This is a genomic window from Jejudonia soesokkakensis, from assembly GCF_042664795.1.
GTDB classification, from domain to species: Bacteria; Bacteroidota; Bacteroidia; order Flavobacteriales; family Flavobacteriaceae; genus Jejudonia; species Jejudonia soesokkakensis.
This window is the reverse complement of sequence record NZ_JBHTBN010000005.1, coordinates 19068-42389: the sequence shown is the minus strand read 5'-3', so window position 1 is coordinate 42389 and position 23322 is coordinate 19068. Positions and strand designations below refer to the sequence as shown.

Annotated in this window: 21 protein-coding genes; 11 read left to right on the top strand and 10 right to left on the bottom strand. The window is 35.2% G+C overall.

Annotated elements, in window-relative coordinates; all coding sequences use genetic code 11:
* The first annotated feature begins 54 nt into the window (after positions 1 to 54).
* The gene (locus ACFQO1_RS10000) at positions 55 to 1134 is read left to right on the top strand and encodes a diphosphomevalonate decarboxylase (protein WP_380217906.1); all 1080 of its coding nucleotides are present in this window, start codon (positions 55 to 57) and stop codon (positions 1132 to 1134) included.
* Here ACFQO1_RS10000 and ACFQO1_RS09995 read toward each other — a convergent pair.
* Genes ACFQO1_RS09995 through ACFQO1_RS09980 form a run of 4 tightly spaced genes read right to left on the bottom strand, consistent with a single transcriptional unit; the run spans position 1131 to position 6855 of the window.
* The gene (locus ACFQO1_RS09995) at positions 1131 to 4361 is read right to left on the bottom strand and encodes a CHAT domain-containing protein (RefSeq protein WP_380217905.1); all 3231 of its coding nucleotides are present in this window, start codon (positions 4359 to 4361) and stop codon (positions 1131 to 1133) included. The genes ACFQO1_RS10000 and ACFQO1_RS09995 overlap by 4 nt on opposite strands.
* A gap of 8 nt (positions 4362 to 4369) precedes the next feature.
* Positions 4370 to 5101: a tetratricopeptide repeat protein gene (locus tag ACFQO1_RS09990; RefSeq protein WP_380217904.1), complete on the bottom strand. Its 732-nt coding sequence runs from the start codon at positions 5099 to 5101 to the stop codon at positions 4370 to 4372.
* A 4-nt stretch (positions 5102 to 5105) separates the two neighbouring features.
* Complete coding sequence (locus tag ACFQO1_RS09985) at positions 5106 to 5684, bottom strand: RNA polymerase sigma factor (RefSeq protein WP_380217903.1); 579 nt, start codon at positions 5682 to 5684, stop codon at positions 5106 to 5108.
* A gap of 37 nt (positions 5685 to 5721) precedes the next feature.
* Entirely contained in the window at positions 5722 to 6855 is a 1134-nt protein-coding gene (locus tag ACFQO1_RS09980; protein ID WP_380217902.1) for a hypothetical protein, read from the bottom strand.
* Between the two features lie 131 nt (positions 6856 to 6986).
* On the opposite strand from ACFQO1_RS09980, the gene ACFQO1_RS09975 reads away from it, so the two are divergent.
* From ACFQO1_RS09975 to ACFQO1_RS09960, 4 genes are read left to right on the top strand one after another with little or no spacing between them, the layout of a single operon-like run.
* On the top strand, positions 6987 to 7925 hold the full coding sequence (locus tag ACFQO1_RS09975) for a mevalonate kinase family protein (protein ID WP_380217900.1): 939 nt from the start codon (positions 6987 to 6989) through the stop codon (positions 7923 to 7925).
* 18 nt (positions 7926 to 7943) lie between these two features.
* On the top strand, positions 7944 to 8849 hold the full coding sequence (locus tag ACFQO1_RS09970; RefSeq protein WP_380217899.1) for a geranylgeranylglycerol-phosphate geranylgeranyltransferase: 906 nt from the start codon (positions 7944 to 7946) through the stop codon (positions 8847 to 8849).
* A 9-nt stretch (positions 8850 to 8858) separates the two neighbouring features.
* Positions 8859 to 9812 (top strand): carbon-nitrogen hydrolase family protein, encoded by a 954-nt coding sequence (locus ACFQO1_RS09965; protein ID WP_380217898.1) that lies wholly within the window; start codon positions 8859 to 8861, stop codon positions 9810 to 9812.
* A 27-nt stretch (positions 9813 to 9839) separates the two neighbouring features.
* Entirely contained in the window at positions 9840 to 10382 is a 543-nt protein-coding gene (locus ACFQO1_RS09960) for an RNA methyltransferase (protein WP_380217897.1), read from the top strand.
* Here the strand turns inward: ACFQO1_RS09960 and folK are convergent.
* Positions 10372 to 11469 (bottom strand): 2-amino-4-hydroxy-6-hydroxymethyldihydropteridine diphosphokinase, encoded by a 1098-nt coding sequence (gene folK, locus ACFQO1_RS09955; protein ID WP_380218155.1) that lies wholly within the window; start codon positions 11467 to 11469, stop codon positions 10372 to 10374. The two genes, ACFQO1_RS09960 and folK, sit on opposite strands and share 11 nt — an antisense overlap.
* Before the next feature lie 327 nt (positions 11470 to 11796).
* On the opposite strand from folK, the gene ACFQO1_RS09950 reads away from it, so the two are divergent.
* Genes ACFQO1_RS09950 through ACFQO1_RS09940 form a run of 3 tightly spaced genes read left to right on the top strand, consistent with a single transcriptional unit; the run spans position 11797 to position 15871 of the window.
* Positions 11797 to 12522: a queuosine precursor transporter gene (locus tag ACFQO1_RS09950; protein ID WP_380217896.1), complete on the top strand. Its 726-nt coding sequence runs from the start codon at positions 11797 to 11799 to the stop codon at positions 12520 to 12522.
* Positions 12523 to 12557: 35 nt separating this feature from the next.
* The gene (locus tag ACFQO1_RS09945) at positions 12558 to 15191 is read left to right on the top strand and encodes an AsmA-like C-terminal region-containing protein (RefSeq protein ID WP_380217894.1); all 2634 of its coding nucleotides are present in this window, start codon (positions 12558 to 12560) and stop codon (positions 15189 to 15191) included.
* Between the two features lie 29 nt (positions 15192 to 15220).
* Entirely contained in the window at positions 15221 to 15871 is a 651-nt protein-coding gene (locus tag ACFQO1_RS09940; RefSeq protein WP_380217893.1) for a LysE family transporter, read from the top strand.
* On the opposite strand, the gene ACFQO1_RS09935 is transcribed toward ACFQO1_RS09940, so the two are convergent.
* Positions 15858 to 16655: a DUF2797 domain-containing protein gene (locus tag ACFQO1_RS09935; RefSeq protein WP_380217892.1), complete on the bottom strand. Its 798-nt coding sequence runs from the start codon at positions 16653 to 16655 to the stop codon at positions 15858 to 15860. The two genes, ACFQO1_RS09940 and ACFQO1_RS09935, sit on opposite strands and share 14 nt — an antisense overlap.
* 43 nt (positions 16656 to 16698) lie before the next feature.
* Between ACFQO1_RS09935 and ACFQO1_RS09930 the strand changes: the two genes are divergently transcribed.
* From ACFQO1_RS09930 to ACFQO1_RS09920, 3 genes are all read left to right on the top strand, one after another.
* Positions 16699 to 18216 carry a GH3 auxin-responsive promoter family protein gene (locus ACFQO1_RS09930; protein WP_380217891.1) on the top strand — a complete coding sequence of 506 codons (1518 nt, stop codon included), beginning with the start codon at positions 16699 to 16701 and terminating at the stop codon, positions 18214 to 18216.
* A complete protein-coding gene (locus ACFQO1_RS09925) occupies positions 18213 to 19040 on the top strand; it encodes a class I SAM-dependent methyltransferase (protein ID WP_380217889.1) in 828 nt (275 codons plus the stop codon). The genes ACFQO1_RS09930 and ACFQO1_RS09925 overlap by 4 nt, the downstream gene beginning before the upstream one ends.
* Positions 19041 to 19223: 183 nt before the next feature.
* Positions 19224 to 19409 carry a hypothetical protein gene (locus ACFQO1_RS09920; protein ID WP_380217887.1) on the top strand — a complete coding sequence of 62 codons (186 nt, stop codon included), beginning with the start codon at positions 19224 to 19226 and terminating at the stop codon, positions 19407 to 19409.
* Positions 19410 to 19504: 95 nt separating this feature from the next.
* On the opposite strand, the gene clpX is transcribed toward ACFQO1_RS09920, so the two are convergent.
* The 4 genes from clpX to ACFQO1_RS09900 form a co-directional block, all read right to left on the bottom strand.
* A complete protein-coding gene (gene clpX, locus ACFQO1_RS09915; protein ID WP_380217886.1) occupies positions 19505 to 20737 on the bottom strand; it encodes an ATP-dependent Clp protease ATP-binding subunit ClpX in 1233 nt (410 codons plus the stop codon).
* Between the two features lie 34 nt (positions 20738 to 20771).
* Complete coding sequence (clpP, locus tag ACFQO1_RS09910; protein ID WP_380217885.1) at positions 20772 to 21449, bottom strand: ATP-dependent Clp endopeptidase proteolytic subunit ClpP; 678 nt, start codon at positions 21447 to 21449, stop codon at positions 20772 to 20774.
* Positions 21450 to 21534: 85 nt separating this feature from the next.
* Complete coding sequence (gene tig / locus ACFQO1_RS09905; protein WP_380217884.1) at positions 21535 to 22854, bottom strand: trigger factor; 1320 nt, start codon at positions 22852 to 22854, stop codon at positions 21535 to 21537.
* Between the two features lie 93 nt (positions 22855 to 22947).
* Positions 22948 to 23292: a phage holin family protein gene (locus ACFQO1_RS09900; RefSeq protein ID WP_380217883.1), complete on the bottom strand. Its 345-nt coding sequence runs from the start codon at positions 23290 to 23292 to the stop codon at positions 22948 to 22950.
* Between the last annotated feature and the right edge of the window lie 30 nt (positions 23293 to 23322).

The following is a 23322-nucleotide window of genomic DNA, read 5'->3' as shown; positions in this document are numbered from 1 at the left end:
GAAATGTCATCACCATTTTAAAAAGTATTATTTTTGTCACCGAAACAAGACATCATGACTCACAAAGATTTTATTCCAAAATCAACCTTTAAAAATACAGTTACGGGCACTCTCTCCTGTCAATCTCCAAGCAATATTGCACTGGTAAAATACTGGGGAAAACATGGGGAACAATTACCACAGAATGCTTCGGTAAGTTTTACGCTTACGAATTGTCATACCAAAACTACTTTAGAATTTTCCCCAAAAACTTCAAAGGGTTTTGATTTTACGGTTTATCTCGACGGAAAAAAAGAACAAAGTTTTGAACCAAAGATTAAAACTTTTTTTAATCGGATAGTTTCATATGTTCCATTTATAGAAGCGTATCGTTTTATAATAAGAACAACAAATAGTTTTCCACACAGTAGTGGTATTGCTTCATCTGCAAGTGGCATGAGTGCGTTAGCCATGTGCATTGTTTCAATGGAAGATCTCTTACTTTCAGAAGACATTTCAGATACTTATAAAAAACAAAAAGCTTCTTTTTTAGCACGTCTAGGTTCTGGGAGTGCTTCAAGAAGTATTGAAGGTCCGTTGGTCGTTTGGGGAGCACATTCAAATATTGATGGGAGTAGTGATTTGTTTGGAACTATCTATCCAAAGCATATTCATAAGAACTTTACAAATTATAAAGACACAATTCTTCTGGTTGACAAAGGAGAAAAACAAGTAAGTAGTACCGTAGGACATGATCTCATGCACAACCATCCCTATTCTGCTGAACGTTTTAAAGAAGCGAATAATAATCTTACAAAATTGATCTCTATTTTTGAAAATGGAGCTCTTTCAGAATTTATAAAAATTGTAGAGTCTGAAGCGCTTCAATTGCATGCAATGATGATGACTTCACAACCCTATTTTATTTTAATGAAGCCAAATACGTTAGAAATCATCAATCGCATTTGGTCCTTCAGAAAAAAAACAAAAAGTATGGTATGCTTTACCCTGGATGCTGGTGCCAATGTTCATGTCTTGTATCCTGAAAATGAGACCGAAATAGTTTCAGAATTTATAAAAAAAGAACTCACTCCTTTTTGTAAAAATGGCGACTATATTGAGGATGTAGTAGGTCTAGGTTCTAAGTTGATTTAAGTGGCACTCTTTTTCCGTAGAAAAAAGAAAAGTAGTAATAACAAAACAACGCTAACAAATACCCATAGCCATACCGATTGATTTTTAGCTAAATTGATTGGAGTGGTATCACCAATCAGGACCAATCCTGCCCAATATTGTGGTGAAAGCGTACGCCCTTGAGCTGTTTCTATATACCTCAACTTTGCATTTTTAAGTGCCTCATCTTTAGGAAGCCCTTTAGCCAATTCTGCATAAAAATACTCAATAATCTGAGTACTTGATTGTTCATCAATTTTCCAAAGACTGGTCAACATGCTTTCACTACCTGCATAATTAAAGGCGTGGGCTAACGAAATCATTCCCTCTCCTGGCTGATAGGATGGCTTACCCGTTTCGCAAGCAGTTAATATGGCAAGATTAGAAGATAAGTTGGTATTGTAAATTTCGTATGTATATAAAGAATTGTCTTCCCAATCATCGTTGCTCTTCGCAAATATAAGACGGGATAATTCAGGATTTATGTTATTGGATTCTGCATGCGTTCCAATATGAATGATTTTGTGTTCTGCAGCATTGTTTTTGAATACCGTTTCAGTCGAATTTGTATTAAGAAATGCTTTTCCATCGTATAGTTTTGAAGATTTTTTTGCCAAATCTGCACTAAATGGCTGGGGCAGTAGTGTTAGATACGTATTGTCGGTTTCGATTGAATCTGTTATACTCAACTTATAATCCTGTTTCATAGTTCCGGTAAATTCTGGAGCAAAAGCGATAAGATTTTTATTGAAAACAGTAGTATTTGTTTTGGAGTTAAGCAATAACAGGCTGTAGTTATATGAAATTACATATTTACTAAGTAATCCATTCTTGGTTATTTCTTTAAAAGAAGTACTTTTTATTGGGGTAAGGGTTTCAAAACTTAAATTAAAAAGAGCGCCATCTGGAATCACAATAATATTTTTTGTTTTTATTTCATTTTCAAATGGTTTCCACAATTGTTCATATAAAACGTACGACAAATTTCCCGATTCTTTTTCATTAAAAATAGCTTGATCAAGCCTAGCGATTAATTGATCATCTTCTTTAAATGGCAGCGGAACCATTTTTTTTTCTGATGTGGTAATGATAATAGCATATAATTCTTTTTCTATGAATAAATACCGGACGACCGTAGTATTAGTCGGAATTTTAGCTTGCAAATCATCAAGAGGCTCCTTGATACTTGCATATCGCATTTTATAATAATCGGGGTAGGAATGCTGTAATGAATCTAAAAATGTGTTCCACGTTTTAGTAGCTTTGAAAAAAGTATTTATTCCTGCATCTGAATTTCCTTCTAAAGCCGAAGCGATTGAGTTTTTGAGTGCTATCTCTCGTTCTAATATGTCTGTAGGGACACCAGAAAATGCAATATCCTGTCTAAAATTAAGACGCGAGCGAATCCTGTTATAGAGACTCGATTCGTGTAATTCAATAATATCATCTAAATATTGTTGATTTTTAGTCAACCTATACAACTCGAGCCTAATTTTTTTAGCTAGGTTGAAAAGTTCTTGATTTTGAGTTATTAAACTGGTTAAATCACTATGAGTTTTTAAAATAGTTTTACGCTGATCTAAAATTGCAACCCCCTCTTCAACTTTATTTAATAATTGAATTAAAAAATCTTTAGATTTATTTGACTCCAGTTTATAAACCGCTCCAATATTTATTGCTAAAGCCGTTGGTTTTTCGAATTGGAGCAGTATAGAATCTGTTACTTTGTTCACTTGATTTTCAGAAGAATATGTGAAATTAAGTGCGGCATTGCTATATTCCTTCGCTTTTTCATACTCTCCTAAGATATAATATACCTGTGCAAGAATGGTGGTACTTTTAAACTCCCTTAACGTATTTTTAAAATCACCTTTTTTAGTACTAGTATAAGCTTCCGTTGCTTTTGCAATAGCTTTGTCTTTATCGCCTATTTCTGCGTAAAAAACTGCCATTGCGCCTAAATCCTCAAGAAATTCTTTTGAATAATTACCATTTAATGCTTGTTTCTGAATTTGCTCTCCTTTTTCAAAAAACACACTCGCATTTTCAAAATCTCCCATTTCTTTATAAACAGATCCTCTGGTAGTATAGGCCAATGCTTTCCAAAGAATTAAAATATCACCCTCATCTTCAATTTGGGAAATAGCCTCGTCCAATAATGCAGCTGCCCCTTCAAGATCTTTTGTATTTACTTTACTCTGCGCTAAAATAATTTTTGAAAGAATGATATTGCCATCGTCATCTTCTAAAAATTTCTTTTTAAGATTATAAGAATAGGTAATCAACTCTTCCGCTCGTGTAAATTCTCCACGTTCACTATAAAATACTCCTAAATTGTCTATTGCTGCTAACTGATTTTTTCTAGCACCCAATGTTCGCTGTTCATCTAAAGAATTGTCTAAAAACTTCTGAAACAATTTGACAGCATTTTCTGTGGAAGAAATAGCATCATTACTTTTACCCAACGCTTGAGCAACGACTGCCATATTCATTTGTAATAAAGCGGGTCTATAATATTCATTCATAAAATCCCCTTCATCTGGAGCTTTTTCAAGGGCATCCAATGATTTCTGAAAATAATATTGGGTACTGTCCATTTTACCAAGTGCCCAGTAGATTCCAGCAATTGCATTGTATGTACGTTGAGACGAAATATAATCAGGTTCCGAATATTTCTCAAGCGCCCTAATCGCATTAATATAATGTTTTTTTGCATTAGGATAATCACTCAAATTCTGTGAATAGTAACCCAAATCGTACTCAATTTCATATTTTATATATTCCTTTTTTTCTCCAGATGATGGTACAAATTTTAAGGCAGTCAATAACAAATCATAGGCGTCTTTCACTTCGCCTGCTTCATAAATAATTCCTCCATGACCAACTATTCCTTTTGCTGTAAGAAATGGATCTTTTTGTTCTTGAAAAAACTGATTCAGTGCATTACTTCTGCTTATGGCAAGTGCCTTGTTCCCTTTAGCTAGAATAAAACTACCTGCAAACTCAAAATAATTTACTAAAGAATCATAGTTTTTTTGAGCTTTATAATAAGCGATATTTTTGTCTAGTTCGGTTTGGGCTTTTTCTAGTTTGTCTTCAGCAATCAATTTTCTAAGATCATTTCGAGTAATCAAAGATGAATCTTGAGCAATACTATATTGAATACTAAAAAGAAAAAATAGGAAAAGTATGTTGCTACGCTTAAACATTATCTGTTCTATCTGTTTAATTCTGAAAGAATTTTATTGGCAGTCTCGTTTGTACTCAATTCAAAATTTTTCTTAGCCTGCTCAATATTATTTTCTTTTAAATGAATTAACCCTAAATAATAATACGCATCACTTTTAAGAAAACTCTCCTCGTCCTCTGCAGCCTTGGCAAGATAGTTCAGTGCTTTATTGTTATCGCCGTTAGCCAGATTTGCTACACCTAAAAAGTAATGGAGTGTATCATTAGTAGGTTTTTGCGGTAACAATGCTTCCCATTTTTTAATGGCTTCGGAATATTCTTCTCGCTTATAATTGACCATTGCATCATAAAACTGAAAATTGTCTGATGAGCTCATCGTTGTTGGAAGGCCAGGGTCTACCGTATAATATTTAGCATATAATTTTTCTGAAGGACTGTTTACATTCATAAACCATGTAACTCCAAAAATGATTGCCACTGTAGCTGCTATGCCTAACAACCAATACTTATTTTTGGTTGATGTAGGTGCCAATGTTGTAACATCTTCCATCTCTTGATGGTAGGTATTTAGCCTCTGTGTAAGGGCGCTACTTTCTACACCTAATAAGGTAAGTCTAACTTCTTTGACTAGATCAGCCAGCACTGGATCCTCCTGAATTCTGGTGTTGAATTCAAGTTTTTCTGAAGGCTCCATAGTTCCATCAAGATAACGCTCTATCTTCTCAAACTCTTCTTGTGATATGTTGTTAAAATTGTTCACTTTTTTACTTTGGGGTTTGTGCTAATTCTTTTAATTTTTGAATACAGCGGTATTTTTTATTTCGGGCAGATGCTTCTGCATAATTTGCATTGGATGAAATTTCTCTAAGGGATTTTTTCTGAAAATAGAATTGGAGTAATAATTCTTTACACTCTGCTCCTAATTTTGAAAAAGCATCCATGGTTTTTTTCAATTTATCTTGTTCTTCTAGCTCAATCTCGTTTTTGTATTCTTCAGATTGATCTTCGGTTTCATAAAAATTATTCTCTAAAGAACTCGTTTTTTTGAATACAGAAGAACGCAAAATGTCTCTCCATTTGTTTTTTGAGATCTGATATAAATACCCTTGCAAGGCTGTTTCATTTTCAGGTGTAAATTTTTCAGCTTTCACATTCTGATACATGGCTAAAAAAGCTTCCTGATATACATCTTTTGCTTGTGCAACCGACCCGCTATTTTGTAAAACATACACTTCTACCTTTTTATAGTTTTGTTGGTATAGTGTCTTTAAGACCATTTGATCGTTGGCCTTAATCGATTTTACAAGCGCGTGTTGCTCTCTTATTTGAAGTACTTTCCCCATACGTTGTAGTACGAGGAAAGGTACTAATTATTTTTTATTAATTATCAATTTCATATCGTGTCCAATCTTGATTATTAACATTTGGATCAAGATTAGGATTATATAAGCTATTATCTGTGCTTATCACCTGTCCTTGATTATTTCCGTAATAATAGTTGTCGTAGCTTTCTACTTTATAAGTTTGTCCCGATTGATAAGGATTAAATACGGTTGTATTTCCGTAGATACCATCAACACTTTTTGCATGACCAGCATCATTCATTCCACTCCTATTCATATATCCATTATGAGATATATCTGAAATATCACTATACGTCTGAGCCAACTTTGCCTGTGCATCTCCTTGTTGTTTTAGTGAACCCATACGCGCTCGATGATTGGCATCCCTGCTATTTGCAAGTTGTACTTCATTTGCATTATGGGCAGCAATTTGTGCTGGATTGTACCAGGTATTCGCCAGGCCATAAATAAATTGCTTTTTTGCTTTTTCAAACGCTTGAGAAGGGGCTTGTAAATATTGCCCGAAGAAATTCCAATAGCTTCCTAATTGGGATTTATTATCGCTCACAACGACTACTGTTATATACTTCATATTATTGTCATCCTCCCATTCCAATCCATACGCTTTAAGTGTTTTTTGAGATGGGGCATATTGCCATAAAGAATTTAAATAATCAAAATTTTTACGAGCAACAGCTGGTAATTCGTAGGTAGTAATCAACCTTCTGTTTGTTTGCCTAGCCGTTGGCATAAAAAATTCCTGAGTTATCTGATTGATATTCATTGGAGGTCTATTTTGTGCATTTCCATAATTTCCCATCTGATTACCATACATAAAATTTGCTCCAAAGCTTCCGCTTACTTTTATATTATTTGGTCCTTCATACTGAAATTCCTTGCTATCCACTTTTCTCCAACTACTTGGAAAAGGCACTACAGCCATTACCATTCCTGTTTTTTGATCAAAAACTTCATGCCCTTTTGTTTTCATAGCCGTTTCGTTAGTATTTAAATATTGATTATTATCCAGCTTATTGGGGATTTGTTCAAAAGCTTCATAACTCATTTCATCTTCCTCATAAAAAGACTCATTTCCTGAAGTATTTAAAAGACAAGAAGTGAAAAAAGTACTTAGTAATAAGAGTGAAAATATTTTCTTTAGTGTTTTCATGGTATTGCGTTTTATATCTACACTACCACATCGCCAAGCGTATAAAATGTCATCAAAAAAATACAGGTATTTTAAATAGTGTCATTTCTATTGTTAAATTTTGTACTTTTGTATAACCATTAATCGTAACTATGCGCGGTCCCCTTTTCTATTCTAAAATTTTACTTTTTGGTGAATATGGAATCATTAAAGATTCTAAAGGTCTTTCGATTCCTTATAATTTTTATAAAGGAGCTTTAAAAATTGACGAACACCATACAGTTGCTACTCATGCTTCTAATGATAATTTGCGTCGTTTTTCTGAATACCTTGAAACACTTCAGCAAGGAGAAAATCCACTCGTTACTTTTAATATGGAAGCGCTTAAAAAAGATATTGCTGACGGAATGTATTTTGACAGTAGCATCCCTCAAGGATATGGAGTAGGCAGTAGCGGTGCACTAGTAGCAGCGATTTACGACAAATATGCTACCGAAAAAATAACGGTTTTAGAAAATCTCACCCGTGAAAAATTACTCACCTTAAAAGAGATCTTTGCGGCTATGGAATCTTTTTTCCACGGAAAATCTTCTGGTCTTGATCCGCTAAATAGTTATTTAAGTTTACCTATCCTAATTAATAGTCAGGACAATATTGAGCCTGCAGGGATTCCTTCCCAAACACAGGATGGCAAAGGCGCTGTGTTTTTACTCGACAGTGGCATGACTGGTGAAACCGCTCCTATGGTGAACATCTTTATGGAAAACATGAAACAGGAAGGGTTTCGAAATATGCTTAAAGATCAGTTTGTTAAACATACCGATGCCTGTGTCGATGATTTCTTAAAAGGAGATGTAAAATCTCTTTTTGGCAATATCAAACAATTGTCTAAAGTAGTGCTCGATAATTTCAAACCTATGATCCCGCAAGAATTTCACAAGCTTTGGAAAAAAGGACTAGACACCAATGCTTATTATTTAAAATTATGTGGCTCTGGCGGTGGCGGCTACATGTTAGGTTTTACCGAAGATATTGACAAGGCGCGTGCGGCACTTAAAGATCACCAATTAGAGGTTGTCTATAACTTCTAATAGTTTCAATTTCATTTCATGCTAAGCAGAAAACAAAAACACTTTTTACTAAAGTTTTTTAGTCTGTTTTCAATTGTACGTGGGTATAACATTCTTGTGATTGTAATTGCCCAGTATTTGACCTCTATTTATATCCTTGCACCAGACCTGCCGCTTGGAAAAGTACTACTCGACATAAATTTACTAATGTTGGTCCTTGCTTCGGCTTCAGCAATAGCAGGAGGATATATCATTAATAGTTTTTACGATAGCGAAAAAGACCTAATCAATAGACCCAACAAAACCATGTTGGACAGATTGGTAAGTCAGCAAAAAAAATTGACAGGATATTTTATACTCAACTTCTTATCGGTTGTCTTTGCAAGTTATGTTTCCTTTAGAGCAGTAGCATTTTTTTCAATCTACATTTTTGGAATTTGGTTGTATTCCCACAAGCTAAAAAAGTATCCTTTCATTGGAAATATCACAGCGGCAATACTAGCTGTCATCCCATTTTTTGCTGTGTTTATTTATTACCGAAATTTTGACCAAGTTATTTTTGTACATGCAACATTCTTGTTTTTACTCATCTCCATGCGGGAGCTTACAAAAGATCTGGAAAATATAAAAGGCGACCTCGCTCAAAGCTATCATACCATTCCAGTAGTGTATGGCGAAAAACCTTCTAAAATAATGCTAACGGTATTAAGTATTTTAACCTTAATCCCTATTCTCTTGCTATTGACAAAATATGAAATTGGCTATATGTACTTCTTTTTCTTCGGAAGCATACTCGGACTTCTAGTCTTCGATATTATTCTTTGGAAATCTGGGAAAAAACTACACTATATCATTTTACATAACATCCTGAAATTTATCATTGTAATTGGTGTCTTTAGTATTGTATTAATCGATATCGATGTCGTACTCAATAGAATTCTTTAATTTTAGAAAATGAAAGAAACCAATTTATTAAAAGTTGCTTTAGCTCAGATCTCTCCTGTGTGGCTCAATAAAGCTGAAACCCTTCAGAAAATAAAAAAACAGATAACTGAAGCTGCCAATAACAATGCAGAACTTATTGTTTTTGGAGAGGGTTTACTGCCCGGCTACCCATTCTGGCTTGCATTGACCGAAGGAGCGCAATGGGACACTAAAATTAATAAGGAGCTTCATGCGCACTATGTACGAAACAGTGTAACCATAGAAAATGGAGATCTCGATGAGATTTGTGCGCTTTCAGAAAAACATACTATTGCTGTATATCTGGGGATCATTGAGCGCCCTTTAGATCGTGGCGGCCACAGTATTTATGCTTCTTTAGTATATATTTCGCACGAAGGAAATATTCTTTCTGTTCATCGTAAATTACAGCCAACCTATGACGAACGACTCACCTGGGCCCCTGGCGACGGGCACGGACTTGAAGTACATAGACTTAAAGATTTTACCCTTGGCGGACTCAACTGCTGGGAGAACTGGATGCCCTTGCCTAGAGCTACCTTATATGGCTTAGGTGAAAACTTACACATTGCAGTTTGGCCAGGAAGTGATCATAACACCAAAGATATCACCCGTTTTATCGCACGTGAAGGTAGAAGTTTTGTGATTTCTGTGTCTTCCTTGATGACCACGGCAGATTTCCCTACAGACACTCCACATCTTGATAAAATACTTGAAAAAGCGCCAGATGTTTTAGCTAATGGAGGAAGTTGTATCTGCGGGCCAGATGGAGAATGGATCATTGAGCCTGTTTTACATAAAGAAGGCAATATATATCACACGCTTAATTTTAATCGAGTGCTTGAAGAACGTCAAAATTTTGACCCGGTAGGTCACTATTCTAGACCAGACGTGACAAAATTGACTGTCAACAGAGACAGGCAATCAACTATTGAATTTGAATAACACAACCTCTACGGGAGAATTAATGATATGAAGTACCGCAAACTTAAGAATAGCGAATTAGACAGAATTGATGCAGAAGATTTTAAAGAAGCTCATAAAACTCCTATCATCATCATTCTTGATAATATTCGAAGTCTAAATAACATCGGCTCGGTTTTTAGAACAGCAGATGCTTTTTTAGTTGAAAAGATCTATCTCTGCGGAATCACTGCAAAACCTCCTCATAAAGACATTCAAAAGACCGCGCTGGGAGCTACAGACAGTGTTGTTTGGGAATATGCTGAAGATACATTACTTCTAATTAAAAAATTGCAAAATGAAGGGGTATTTGTCGCTTCGATCGAACAGGCAGAACTTTCGGTGGAATTACAGGATTTTTCGCTTCAGACAGCGCAGAAATATGCATTAGTATTTGGAAATGAAGTAAAAGGCGTTCAGCAGAAAGTAGTTTCTGAAAGTGATGTGGTGATTGAAATTCCACAATACGGCACCAAACATTCCTTAAACATTAGTGTGAGTGTGGGTGTGGTAGTCTGGGATTTTTTCAGCAAATTAAAAGCTATTCGATAATACGCCGTAATACGGTTAGATAATCACTTCGATTCGAAACAAAATCAAGCTCCGAAATATCAATGATTTTAATCTTATCATTTTGCTGCATTTTAATATACTCCAAATAGCCTTCGTTAATCTTTGTCAAATACTCTGGTTGTATGCTTTTCTCATAATCACGCCCTCGTTTTTTGATATTTTCCAGTAGTCTTTCCGTATTCTGAAATAAATACACGTACACATCGGGTTTTGGTAACTCTTTGTGCATCAAATGGAATAATTTTTTATAGAGATTATATTCCTCATCCCCTAACGTCACCTTTGCAAAAATGAGCGATTTGTACGCATCGTAGTCTGCGATTACATTGTCTTTAAAAAGATCGTATTGAGTGATGTCTTCTAATAGCTGCTGATAGCGATCTGCTAGAAAAGACATTTCTAATGAAAATGCATATCGGTTGGGCTCTTCGTAAAATTTTGGCAAGAAGGGATTGTCCTTAAACCGTTCTAAAATGAGTTTTGAATTAAAATCCGTTGCCAATAGTGTCGCCAGACTTGTTTTTCCCGCACCAATATTTCCTTCTATTGCGATATAATTAAACTTAGAAATATCGTAATCACTTTTTGGATTCCGAAGCCATTTAGACTGTTTGACAATTTCGCTTGTATCTAGAGTTTCCGCTAACAGTCTAATGATATTTTTTTGTGAAATTGGATGAATGATCTGTGCATTTACTTCTGCCAAAGGCTGTAGAACAAACCTTCGGTTTTCAATTTCTGGATGTGGTAGGGTAAGTTTTGTTGTTTTCTTGACCTCATCATCGATCAATAAAATGTCAATATCAATAGATCTCGAAGTATATCCAGCTGTTTTCTTTCGTTCACGTCCCATTCTCTTTTCAATTGACAATATGGTAGCCAACAGTTTTGAAGAAGACATGGTTGTTTGAAGCCAGATCACACAATTTAAAAATGAGTCGCCTTCAAATCCTAAAGCGGGAGTTTCATATACCGGAGAAATTTTTAAAACGCTACCTACTTCATCAAATAGCAAGTTCACCGCTTGTTGCAAATGTTCAAAACGATTGCCCATATTGCTACCCAGAGAAAGATATACGTTTTGGAGTGGTTTGATGTGTTACGTTTTTTAAAATTATTACTTAGTTCACGAAATTATTTGAGCTATAGGTAGTTCGCACTATCAAATCAAAGATTTAGGTGCTTACTATTGTCTTAAAGACCCCTCCCTTCGGCGGGGTTAGTTCGCACTATCAAATCAAAGATTTGGGTGCTTACTATTGTCTTAAAGACCCCTCCCTTCGGCGGGGTTAGTTTGCACTATCAAATCAAAGATTTGGGTGCTTACTAATTTAAGACGAAATTAAGGAAAACAAAATGACTAGCCAGTATCTTTGTGTGTATAGTAATCATCTTGGCAACGCTTACCTTAAAAGACAGACTGTTAGCAGAACGTATCTATTTAATTTTAGGCGCGTTATTTATTGCTTCTCTGGTAGTTTCAAATCTAATATTTCAAAAATTTTTTTACTGGGATTTTTTCGGAATATATACTTTTGAGATATCGGTAGGAATTTTACCATATCCTATTACCTTTTTACTAACCGATATTATAAGTGAAATCTACGGAAAGAAAAAAGCAAATCGTGTCGTTACTGCTGGGATTTTTGCCTCGTTCTTTTCATTATTGATTGTATTTGTGGCAGATCAAGTTCCTGCAACGTCCTGGAGCCCAATTAGCGACTCATTATTTACTACAGTTTTTGGTGCAACAGCGATTGCGGTACTGGCCTCAATGATGGCATACTTATTGGCGCAATATATCGACATTCAGATATTTCATTTCTGGAAAAAATTGACCAAAGGCAAACATCTCTGGCTTCGCAATAACTTCTCGACATTTTTGTCGCAGTTTGTAGATACAGCAACCGTATTGTTATTATTGTGTAGCTTCGGAAAAATTGACTGGACCTTATTTACCACCTTGCTTGCAAGTGGTTTTCTATTTAAAGTACTTGTTGCTATGTTGGATACTCCCTTATTATATTTGAGTGTATTTGCATTTAGGAAGCGATTCAATCTTGAAATAGGAGAGGAACTTTCAGAAATACACATAGAAAATGAAAATATTAAAATATAACAATTATAAAATTCCCGCTTCTGCGGAAAATTGATATGAAAAAATTATTGAAAATACTGGGAATATTTTTAGGCATCGTACTTATTTTACTTGCCTTATCCCCCCTCTTTTTTAAAGGAACCATAGAAAAATTGGTTAAGAAAACCATTGCCGCTAATCTTGATGCAGAAGTGAGTTGGAGTGACTTTGATTTAAGTTTATTTAAAAGCTTTCCAGATGCCGCATTAGTTATTACAGATTTTAGTGTCATTAACCGCACACCTTTTGCGGGAGATACCCTTGCCAGCGGGAAATCTTTAAAAGTGGATATGGGAATCATGCAATTACTAAAAACAAGTGACGAACCTATTAAGGTGGATGCCTTGTTATTTAATGAAGCTTTTGTCAATATTAAACTGGATTCACTAGGTCGTGCTAATTATGATATTGCTATCAAACAAGATGCTCCATTGGTAGATGACACCGAGGGCAACGCAGGTTTTACTTTTGATTTAAAAAAGTACGAAATCAAAAATTCCAGAATAGCGTATTCAGATCTCTCTACGGAAACATTTTTACAACTCAAAAATGTAAATCACGAAGGGACAGGTGATTTTTCACTCGCTCAGTCTCAATTAGATACTAAAACCGAAGCAATCACTTCTTTTAGACTTGGAGATATTGAATATTTGAGTGACAATACCGTATCGTTAGATGCTGTGATTGAAATGGATCTCGATAATCAAAAATATACCTTTCTTGAAAATGAAGCCAGAGTGAATGAGCTTCCGCTTACCTTCAACGGATTTGTAAAAGTGAATGAAACCAATAACGAGATCGATTTGAGCTTTACAACGCCGTCATCCGACTTTAAAAACTTTCTTGCTGTCATCCCAAAGGTGTATGTAAAAGAGTTGGATGATGTGAAGACCACAGGAGATTTTACCGTCAATGGAGTCCTCAAAGGTATTATTGATGAAGAGCGTATCCCTACCATGGATATTGCAATAAAAAGTTCGAATGCGTCATTTAAATATCCCGATCTCCCAAAAGCAGTGCAAAACATATCTATGGATGTGCAATTAAAAAATGAAACGGGCCTTGCAAAAGACACCTACCTTAACATCAATGGACTTACTTTTAAAATCGACAACGAGATTTTTAATGCCAACGGAAGCATTCGCAATTTTACTGAAAATGCGTTGGTCAATCTCGCATTGAAAGGAACTTTAAACCTTGCCAATATTGAACAAGTATTACCCCTCGAACTTGAGCAAGAATTGAGTGGCGTATTTAAAGCAGATGTGACCACCAATTTTGATATGGCTTCGGTCGAAAATGAACAATACCAAAATATAAAAACAAGTGGTACAGCGAGCGTAACGAATTTTAATTATACGGACGCTGCACTTAAAAATGAACTAAAAGTTGCGAATGCCAATATTAGTTTCGATCCCGGAAACATTCGATTAAATGATTTAAATGCTACTTCTGGACAAACCGATATTAAAGCGAGTGGAAACATTCAGAATTTAATTCCTTTTTTATTATCAAAACAGGATTTAAAAGGACTATTTAATGTGACATCAAACACCTTTAATATTAATGACTTTATGACTTCGGAAACTGCTTCAGAAGAAGGAAGCACAAGAAATAGAGCTGCAACTTCCGAAGCAAAAGCAGTTAAAATTCCAGATTTTCTGGATGCTACGCTGGACTTTTCAGCAGATAAGGTCATCTATGATAACATTACGTTAAACAATGCCAAAGGAACGATGAGTATTCAGAATGAAACGGCGAGCTTACGCAATGTGACCTCTACCATTTTTGGGGGTACGATTGCACTTGCGGGTGATCTCTCCACCAAAGAAACTTCTACTTTTGACATGAATCTGGACCTTAGCAAAATCGATATTGCCGAAACATTTGCAAAGTCTGAAATGCTTAAATACCTTGTTCCTATTGCCAATTCGTTAAAGGGAAGTTTTAATACAAAAATCAATTTAAAAGGAAATCTCAACAATGATCTTACGCCTCAACTCACTTCATTAGCCGGTAATGCATTGGCTGAAGTTATCACAGCAGAAGTAGATCCCACAAAAGCGCCTTTGCTTTCAAAACTTGGAGAGCAGGTTCAGTTTTTAAATATCGATAAATTAAGTTTGCGGGATGTAGACACTAAATTGACGTTTGATAACGGCAATATTGTTGTCGCTCCGTTCGATTTTGACATCAAAGGCATAAAAGTAACTGCTTCGGGGAGTCATGGTCTAGATAAATCGATTAATTACAACCTCAACATGGATGTTCCGGCAAAATACTTGGGTGGTCAGGTATCGGGATTATTAGCCAAGTTAAGTGCGTCAGATGCAGAAACGATGAAAGTTGCGTTGCCTATTGGTTTAACCGGTACGCTTACGAGTCCGCAGATTTCTGTAGACACCAAAGCTGCTGTAACTACCTTGACACAAAAATTAATTGAAAGACAAAAAGAAGAACTAACCACAAAAGGAACCGATATTCTTCAGGATATCTTAGGAGGTGGAGGAACAAAACCAACCGATACCACACAAACGCAGACCAATCCTACTACGAATCAGCAAAATACTACTCAGGTAGTAAAGGATATTTTGGGAGGTTTATTTGGAAAAACTAAGAAAAAAACAGACAGTACAAAGGGTGGTAATTAAATGAACAACTTCCTGAATAATTTTGTGATATGATAGAATCATCTGTAATGCTTCTTTTCTTTTTTGCGACTGGTTTTGTCATTTCAGGTCTCGGATCAATTCCTGTAAGTAGTACCAACGTCGCTGTAGTTACTACGGCGATGGATACATCATTAAAGAGGGCAATGGGAATCGTATATGGCGCAGCCTTAGGCTCTACACTGCTTGCGTTTTTGGCGCTTTTTTACCACAGACTTTTCACCAATTATTTTGAAGACAATCTATGGCTTCAAATTACCTTTTTAGCGCTTTTCTTTTTAATGGGTTTAGCCATTCTCTTGAGAAATCAGTTCAACTTATCTTTTGAAAACCCTTTAAACAAGAAATGGAATGTTTCTAATTTTACTAAAGGTGCGTTACTTTCGTTTTTAAATCCGCCCTCCCTCATTTTCTGGATTTTAGTCATCTCCTTGGCAAATACATATTTGCTTTCCCTTTCTATTAAAAGTCCGGTATTTTATTTAGTTGCTTTTTTCTGCGGAATTTTCTTCGGAAGAATTACCGTTCTTACCATTTATGGAAAGATTGGAAAGAAAAAAGATAAAAGTGAAAAAGACAATTCACTCGTATATACAATAATTGGAATTGCACTTATTGGCGGAACTATTGTTCAAGCAGTACGAATGATTATTGATCAATAGTAAGCCGAACGACATACCCCTCATTTCCTCGCACGTTAAAAACCGTATTATCTTCAAAGATTAGGTATTGAGCTTTAATCCCTTTTAAAACTCCTGAATAGTCTGGTGTTTTGTCAAGATTGAGACTTTTAAGCTTAGTTGGATAATGTAAGACTGGAAACTCTAAATGAGTTTCTGTATTATTTTCAATATAATATTCTAAAGCTTCTGAAGGGATAAACTGCTTTAATTTTTGACGCCATTCGACCAAATTTTCATCTTTTATTTCATTTTTTAGCATCGTTCGCCAATTGGTTTTATCTGCTACATGATCTTTTAAAGCTACTTCAGTAATACCCGCTAAATATCTGTTGGGTACTTCTACAATTTCAATCGCCTCATGTGCTCCTTGATCGATCCAACGAGTTGGAACTTGTGTTTTACGGGTCACGCCTACTTTTACATTGCTGGAGTTAGCTAGGTACACAATATGAGGCTGCAACTGTACCCTTTTTTCGTATGCAAGATCCCGTTCTTCCTTATCGAGGTGTGCCGTACTCAATTCTGGTTTTATAACCCAATCTGCTGCTTGGGGCACTTCGTAAAAACAATCATAGCAATACCCCTGACGATAGATTTTCTTGTCCAGGCTACAATTGAGACACTGATATTTTACAAAGGAAATGCTCATTTTTTTATCAAGTAATTGGTTGACACTTAGGAAATCATTTTCAAAAACAAGATAATATTGAATGGGGCTTCCATTTTCAGTTTGCATTTTTGTTAAAACACCTTCGTATTGCATAAAAAATAAATTGTATTTTTAAACCATAAAGATACTTAAAAGAATGCCTATACCTATAGTAAATTCTATTGCTTCTTGGTTTTTAAAAAAGCGATTTCACCAGATAGAGCTATTTTTAAAATACCCCGTTGATGTACAAAATGAATTACTACAGAATTTAATCTATAAAGCCCGGTTTACCGAAATAGGTAAAGAATTCGATTTTTCTTCCATTAAAACTTATCGGGAATTTGCAGAAAGAGTCCCCATTACAGATTATGAACAAAATGAAGCTCGTATCGAAAGAGCGAGGCGAGGCGAAACAAATATTTTCTGGCCAACTCCTATAAAATGGTTCGCAAAATCAAGTGGTACAACTAATTCTAAAAGCAAATTTATTCCAGTAAGCGATGACTCACTGGCAGACTGTCATTACGCAGCCAGTAAAGATTTACTTTGTATGTATCTTAACAATAATTCAGATTCTCAATTATTTGTTGGAAAGGGACTACGATTGGGAGGAAGCAAAGAATTGTATAACGAAAATGGAACTGTATATGGTGACCTTTCGGCTATACTCATAGATAACATGCCGTTTTGGGCAGAGTATAGTAGTACTCCAAAAAATGAAATTTCATTACTGGCAAATTGGGAGACCAAAATGCAGGCGATTGTAAATGAAACCATTTGGGAAAATGTAACTAGTCTGGCTGGTGTTCCCTCTTGGATGCTCGTACTACTTAACAATGTTGTAGAAACCACGGGGAAAGATAACTTATTTGATATCTGGCCTAACCTTGAGGTTTATTTCCATGGTGGCGTAAGCTTTGACCCTTATATTGAACAATACAATAGATTGTTACCTAAAGATACGTTCAGGTATTATGAAATTTACAATGCTTCGGAAGGGTTTTTTGCGATTCAGGATAGGAATGCAAACAAAGAATTATTACTAATGCTCGACTATGGCATTTTTTATGAATTTATTCCAATGGATGACTACGGTACCCCTTCAGAAAAGGTAATTCCGTTAGAAGAAGTCGAGATCAATAAAAACTATGCAATTGTTATCACTACAAACGCGGGTTTATGGCGCTATAAAGTTGGAGATACAGTACGTTTCACGTCCATCAATCCTTTCCGAATAAAAGTTACAGGAAGAACAAAGCATCATATCAATGCCTTTGGCGAGGAGCTTATTATTGAAAATGCTGAAGCTGCCCTGCGAAAGGCAACGACACTAACCAACAGTGAAATAATAGATTATACTGCGGCTCCTATCTTTATGGAAGGCAAGGAAAAAGGAGCTCACGAATGGATTATAGAATTTAAAACACCTCCTAAGGATTGCTCAAGTTTTATGCACTTATTGGATCAATCCCTCCAAGAGGTTAATAGTGATTATGAGGCCAAACGCTTTAATAATACAACACTAAAAGCTCCAACAGTTCATATTGCACGTGATAAATTGTTTTATGACTGGTTGAAAGTGAAAAATAAATTAGGCGGACAGCATAAGGTACCTCGTCTTTCCAATTCGAGAGAATACTTAGAAGAACTTCTTAATTTAAACTCCCAATGAAAATAGAGGTACATGATACCGCATTCATGATTGCCTATTATCGTGCTCAACATGAAGAAGCAAGTAAAGATCCTTATGCAAAATTATGGTTAGAAGATACTAATGTAAAAAGTTGGACAGATGATTTTGCAAGCAAAGTGTCTGAACATGATGAGATCTTGCATTGTATGCGGAATCGTTTTTTTTACGAGCAACTACTAGAACTCACAAAGAAAAATCCCGAAACACTCTTTATAAATTTGGGAGCGGGCTTTAGCATGTATCCTTATGTTTTACCCCAAACAGTGACTACTGTTGAGGTCGAATTACCACAAATTTGTACCTATAAAAGTAATAAAATCAAGTCGTTTCAGGAACTGGATATGTTACCTCAAAGAAATGTAATTCATCTGGCTGGTAATATCACAGCTGAAACTTCTCACAGTGATTTAATAAAAAGCATAGCACCCTTTAAAAAGAAAAAGACTGTAATCTTGATCGAAGGGGTGTTCTTTTTTCTTTCTTCGGAAGAAATAAAAAGTGTTTTAAAATTTTGTGCGCAACTTCAAGATGCTGGAGAGTTACTCTACTGTGTAAACTTTGAAGACCGAGTAAAAAATACTGCTGTATTTAACCGATTAAAGACCTATTTTTCTGAAACATTATCGAGTCATGGCAACCCTTTTACAACTTTGCCACACAGGTATTTTAAAAAAGTAAATGGGTATACTTTATCAGCTATTGATAGTGGTCTTCAAACAGGGAAACAGTTAGGATTATTTTCATCAAATTTTAAAGAAGAAACAGTCCTGAACGAATACTTCTATATCCTCAAAAAGCTATAAGCATCGACGAAATACACATTTATCGGATGAAAAAATTGTCGTATATCGATGATTTTATACGGTTTATCGAAACAAGAAAATATGGGTGTATTTCAACGAATATCCAAGCCGTTCAACTAAAAGTTTTGGTAGTACTTTTCTTACGCCATATGTTTGTATCAAATATCAATAGGCATACTTATAATGAAAAATTTAGTTTACATCATTTCAATACTCATTTTTACAGCAAGCTTTACTTCTTGTGGAACTGCTTCTCATGCAGTTAAAAGTGATACTGAAGTTGCTGGTTATACATTAAAGAATAAAAAGGAATTAATGCAACAAAAGATTTTAAATACCAATTCTAAAACTATTGTTGCTACACCATAAAGGTTATTTTAATTTAGGGATTATAACTAACTATAAAAGCCTCGAACGGATTAATGTTCGAGGCTTTTTTATTTTTATAAAGTCAATTAATACTTTTAAGAAACTGCTTTTAATTTCTTTATAGTAGACTTATTTAATTTGTCTTCTGCATAATGTTTTGTCACTTTTAAGGACTTTTCATCAGATCCTGGCAGCTCATACATAGCATCGGTTAAAACGGCTTCACAGAGTGAGCGTAAACCCCGAGCACCGAGTTTATAAACAATAGCCTGCTCAACAATAAAATCTAAAGCCTCTTCAGTAATTACAAAATCGATTCCATCCATTTCAAACAGTTTTTTGTATTGCTTGATAATCGCGTTTTTGGGTTCAGTTAAAATAGCTCTTAACGTTCCTTTGTCTAAAGGATGCATATATGTAAGCACAGGTAGCCGTCCAATAATTTCTGGTATCAATCCGAAATCTTTTAAATCCTTTGGAATAATATATCGTAAAATATTATCACGATCAAAGGACTCTTCTTTTACAGTAGCGCTAAAACCAACAGCCTGCATATTTAAACGCTTGGAAATGTGACGGTGAATACCATCAAAAGCACCTCCAGCGATAAACAATATATTTTCTGTATTGACTTCAATAAATTTCTGGTCGGGATGTTTTCTACCTCCTTTAGGAGGTACATTTACTGTAGTTCCTTCGAGAAGCTTCAGTAAGGCCTGTTGGACCCCTTCACCACTTACATCACGTGTGATGGAAGGATTATCACTTTTCCGGGCTATTTTATCAATCTCATCAATAAAAACAATTCCGTTTTGTGCTTTCTCCAAATTATAATCGGCAGCTTGTAATAAACGTGTTAAAATACTTTCTACATCTTCCCCTACATACCCGGCTTCAGTTAACACAGTGGCATCGACAATAGCCAAAGGAACATTCAGCATTCTTGCAATCGTTTTTGCAACCAAAGTTTTCCCAGTACCAGTTTGACCCACCATGATGATATTACTCTTTTGGATTTCAATATCATCATCCGTTTTTGGCTGCAATAATCGTTTATAATGATTATAGACAGCAACAGACATTACACGTTTGGTATGATCTTGTCCAATAATATAATCGTCCAAAAACTCTTTTATAGAGGTTGGTTTTTTAAGGATAAGTTCCTTACTCAACTCTGTGTTAGAGGAATGTATCGCTTCTTCAACCACAATTCCATGCGCCTGTTCAATACATCGATCACAAATATGTGCATCTAGACCCGCTATTAATAAACTAGTATCTGCTTTTTTTCGACCACAAAACGAACATTCTAAATCTTCTTTCGCCATAATTTCTAACTGTTAGTGTTCTTTTTTCTGAAACTTATTTTTTTCGGGATAAAATTTCGTCTATCATTCCGTATTCTAAAGCCTTTTCAGCCTTCATCCAATAATCACGGTCACTGTCATCGTACACTTTCTCATACGTTTGTCCAGTATGATTTGCAATAATTTTATACAACTCTTCTTTAAGCGTAACAATTTCTCTAGCAGTAATTTCAATATCGCTTGCTTGTCCCTGAGCACCTCCTAAAGGTTGGTGAATCATGACACGTGAATGCGTCAACCCACTACGTTTTCCTTTTTCTCCAGCACATAACAAAACGGCACCCATCGAGGCTGCCATACCTGTACAAATAGTAGCAACGTCTGGAGTGATAAATTGCATGGTATCGTAAATCCCTAGACCTGCATATACGCTTCCTCCGGGAGAATTGATATAAATCTGAATATCTCTTGAAGAATCAGTACTTGCTAAAAATAGAAGCTGTGCCTGTACAATATTTGCAACCTGATCATTGATTCCTGTACCTAAAAAGATAATACGATCCATCATCAATCTCGAAAATACATCCATCGCAACTGCATTCATCTGGCGTTCCTCGATAATATTTGGTGTCAATCCCACAGGATACATCGAACTCATTATTTTATCGTAATAGGTACTGCTAACCCCTTGATCTTTAATAGCAAAATTTTTAAATTCTTTCTGGTAATTCATGTAAATTCTTCTCTTTTAGTATGTAAAAAAATAGGCGCTAAATTCTAACAATTCAGCGCCTAAAGATAATCAATTTATAGCTTAATTACTCGTACGCTTCCTTTATGAATTTATCGTAGGTAACTTCTTTTGTTTTTAACTTTGCATTTTCTTTAAAAAACTGAAGCATCTTATTAGTAAGTAGCTGTTCGTTAATTCTTTTAACCTCCTCTTGGTTTGAAAGAATTCGTGCCGCAATAGTGTCCAATTCCTCTTCTGAAGGGTTTGTTTGCCCAAACTGAGCCATCTGTCCCTTGATCATCTCTTTGCTATATGCTTTTAACTCATCAAAGCTAACCTGAAGATTATTTTCTGAACGTAATTTGCCTTCAATTAACTGATAACGTAATCCTTTTTCACTACGCTCATACTCAGCTTTTGCTTCTGCTTCAGTAAGTTCTTTTTCTCCTGAAACAGCGATCCAACGCTCTAAAAATTCTTTTGGAAGTTCAAATTTTGTGTTTTCTATCAAGCTTTCAACGACATCATTTAATAACTTTTGATCACTCTGCTGCTCAAATTGCTTCTCTGCATCTTCTTTAATCTTTTCTTTTAATTCTTTTTCTGAAGTAACCACACCTTCACCAAAAAGCTTATCAAAAAGTTCTTGATTCAATTCTGCCATTTCACGAGTATTGATCTCTTCTATTTTAAAAGAAACCTCAATATCTAATCCGTGAGCATCATCGTGCTCAACACCTAAAAACTTCTGGTTATCGTGATCATCATTAAATAATCCTTTTGTTTTAAGACTAATTACATCTCCTACTTTAGCACCCATTAATGCCGAAAGCTGCTTTTTTCCTTTAATATCTTCAGTAGTGATTGTAGTACTCTTATCGATATCTTTTTCTTCGGAAGTAAAAGTTCCAGTGATCTCATCTCCTTTTTCCACCTGTTTCTTGGCGATTAACTTCCCATATTGCTTACGAATTGTTTTCACCTGATTGTCCAACATTTTATCATCGGCAACAATTTTATAGTGAGTAACCGCTTTTTTCTTAACATCTACATCAAATTGAGGAGAAAGCCCTAGGTCGAATTCAAATGAAAAATCATCTGCATCCCAGTTGATATCAGTATCATTTTTAGGCAATGGATTTCCCAAAACGTCCAGTTTTTCTTCGGTTAAAAACTTATGAAGGTTATCCTGTAATAATTTATTGACTTCTTCAACAAGAACAGCCTTACCATATTGTTTTTTAACCATGCCTAAGGGAACATGGCCTTTTCTGAAACCAGGAATGTTCGCGTTTTTTCTATAATTATTTAAAACAGAAGCTACTTTATCTTGATAATCCTCTTTTTTAATTTCTACTGTAAGAACAGCATTTAAGCTATCAATTTCTTTTTTTGTAATATTCATTTTCTGAAACTTTTTACCGGCTATATTTTCGGCTTGCAAAAGTACACTATTTCTTTAGTAGTTACAAAAATTTAAACACTGGAATTCAAGCGGTTATTTTTTCTCTTCCACAAAAGAATAGAAGATTGATTGTAAAAATGAAAGCAACAGACTAAATATAAGTGCCCACCAGAAATTAGAGACTGAAAAACCTCCAATAAATTCATCTGCAATTAAAATAATAACAGCATTTATTACTAAAAGAAAAAGTCCTAATGTAATAATCGTGACAGGTAATGTTAAGACAACCAGGATAGGCTTCACTATAAGCCTGAGTACAGCTAATACAACCGCTACAATAAGAGCAGCTATAAATCCAGAAACTGAAACTCCAGGTAATACATACGCTAAAATGAGAACTGCAACAGCCGTTAATACAAGTTTTAATAAAAGTTTCATAGTAATAAATTTAAGTTTGAAATATAAAGA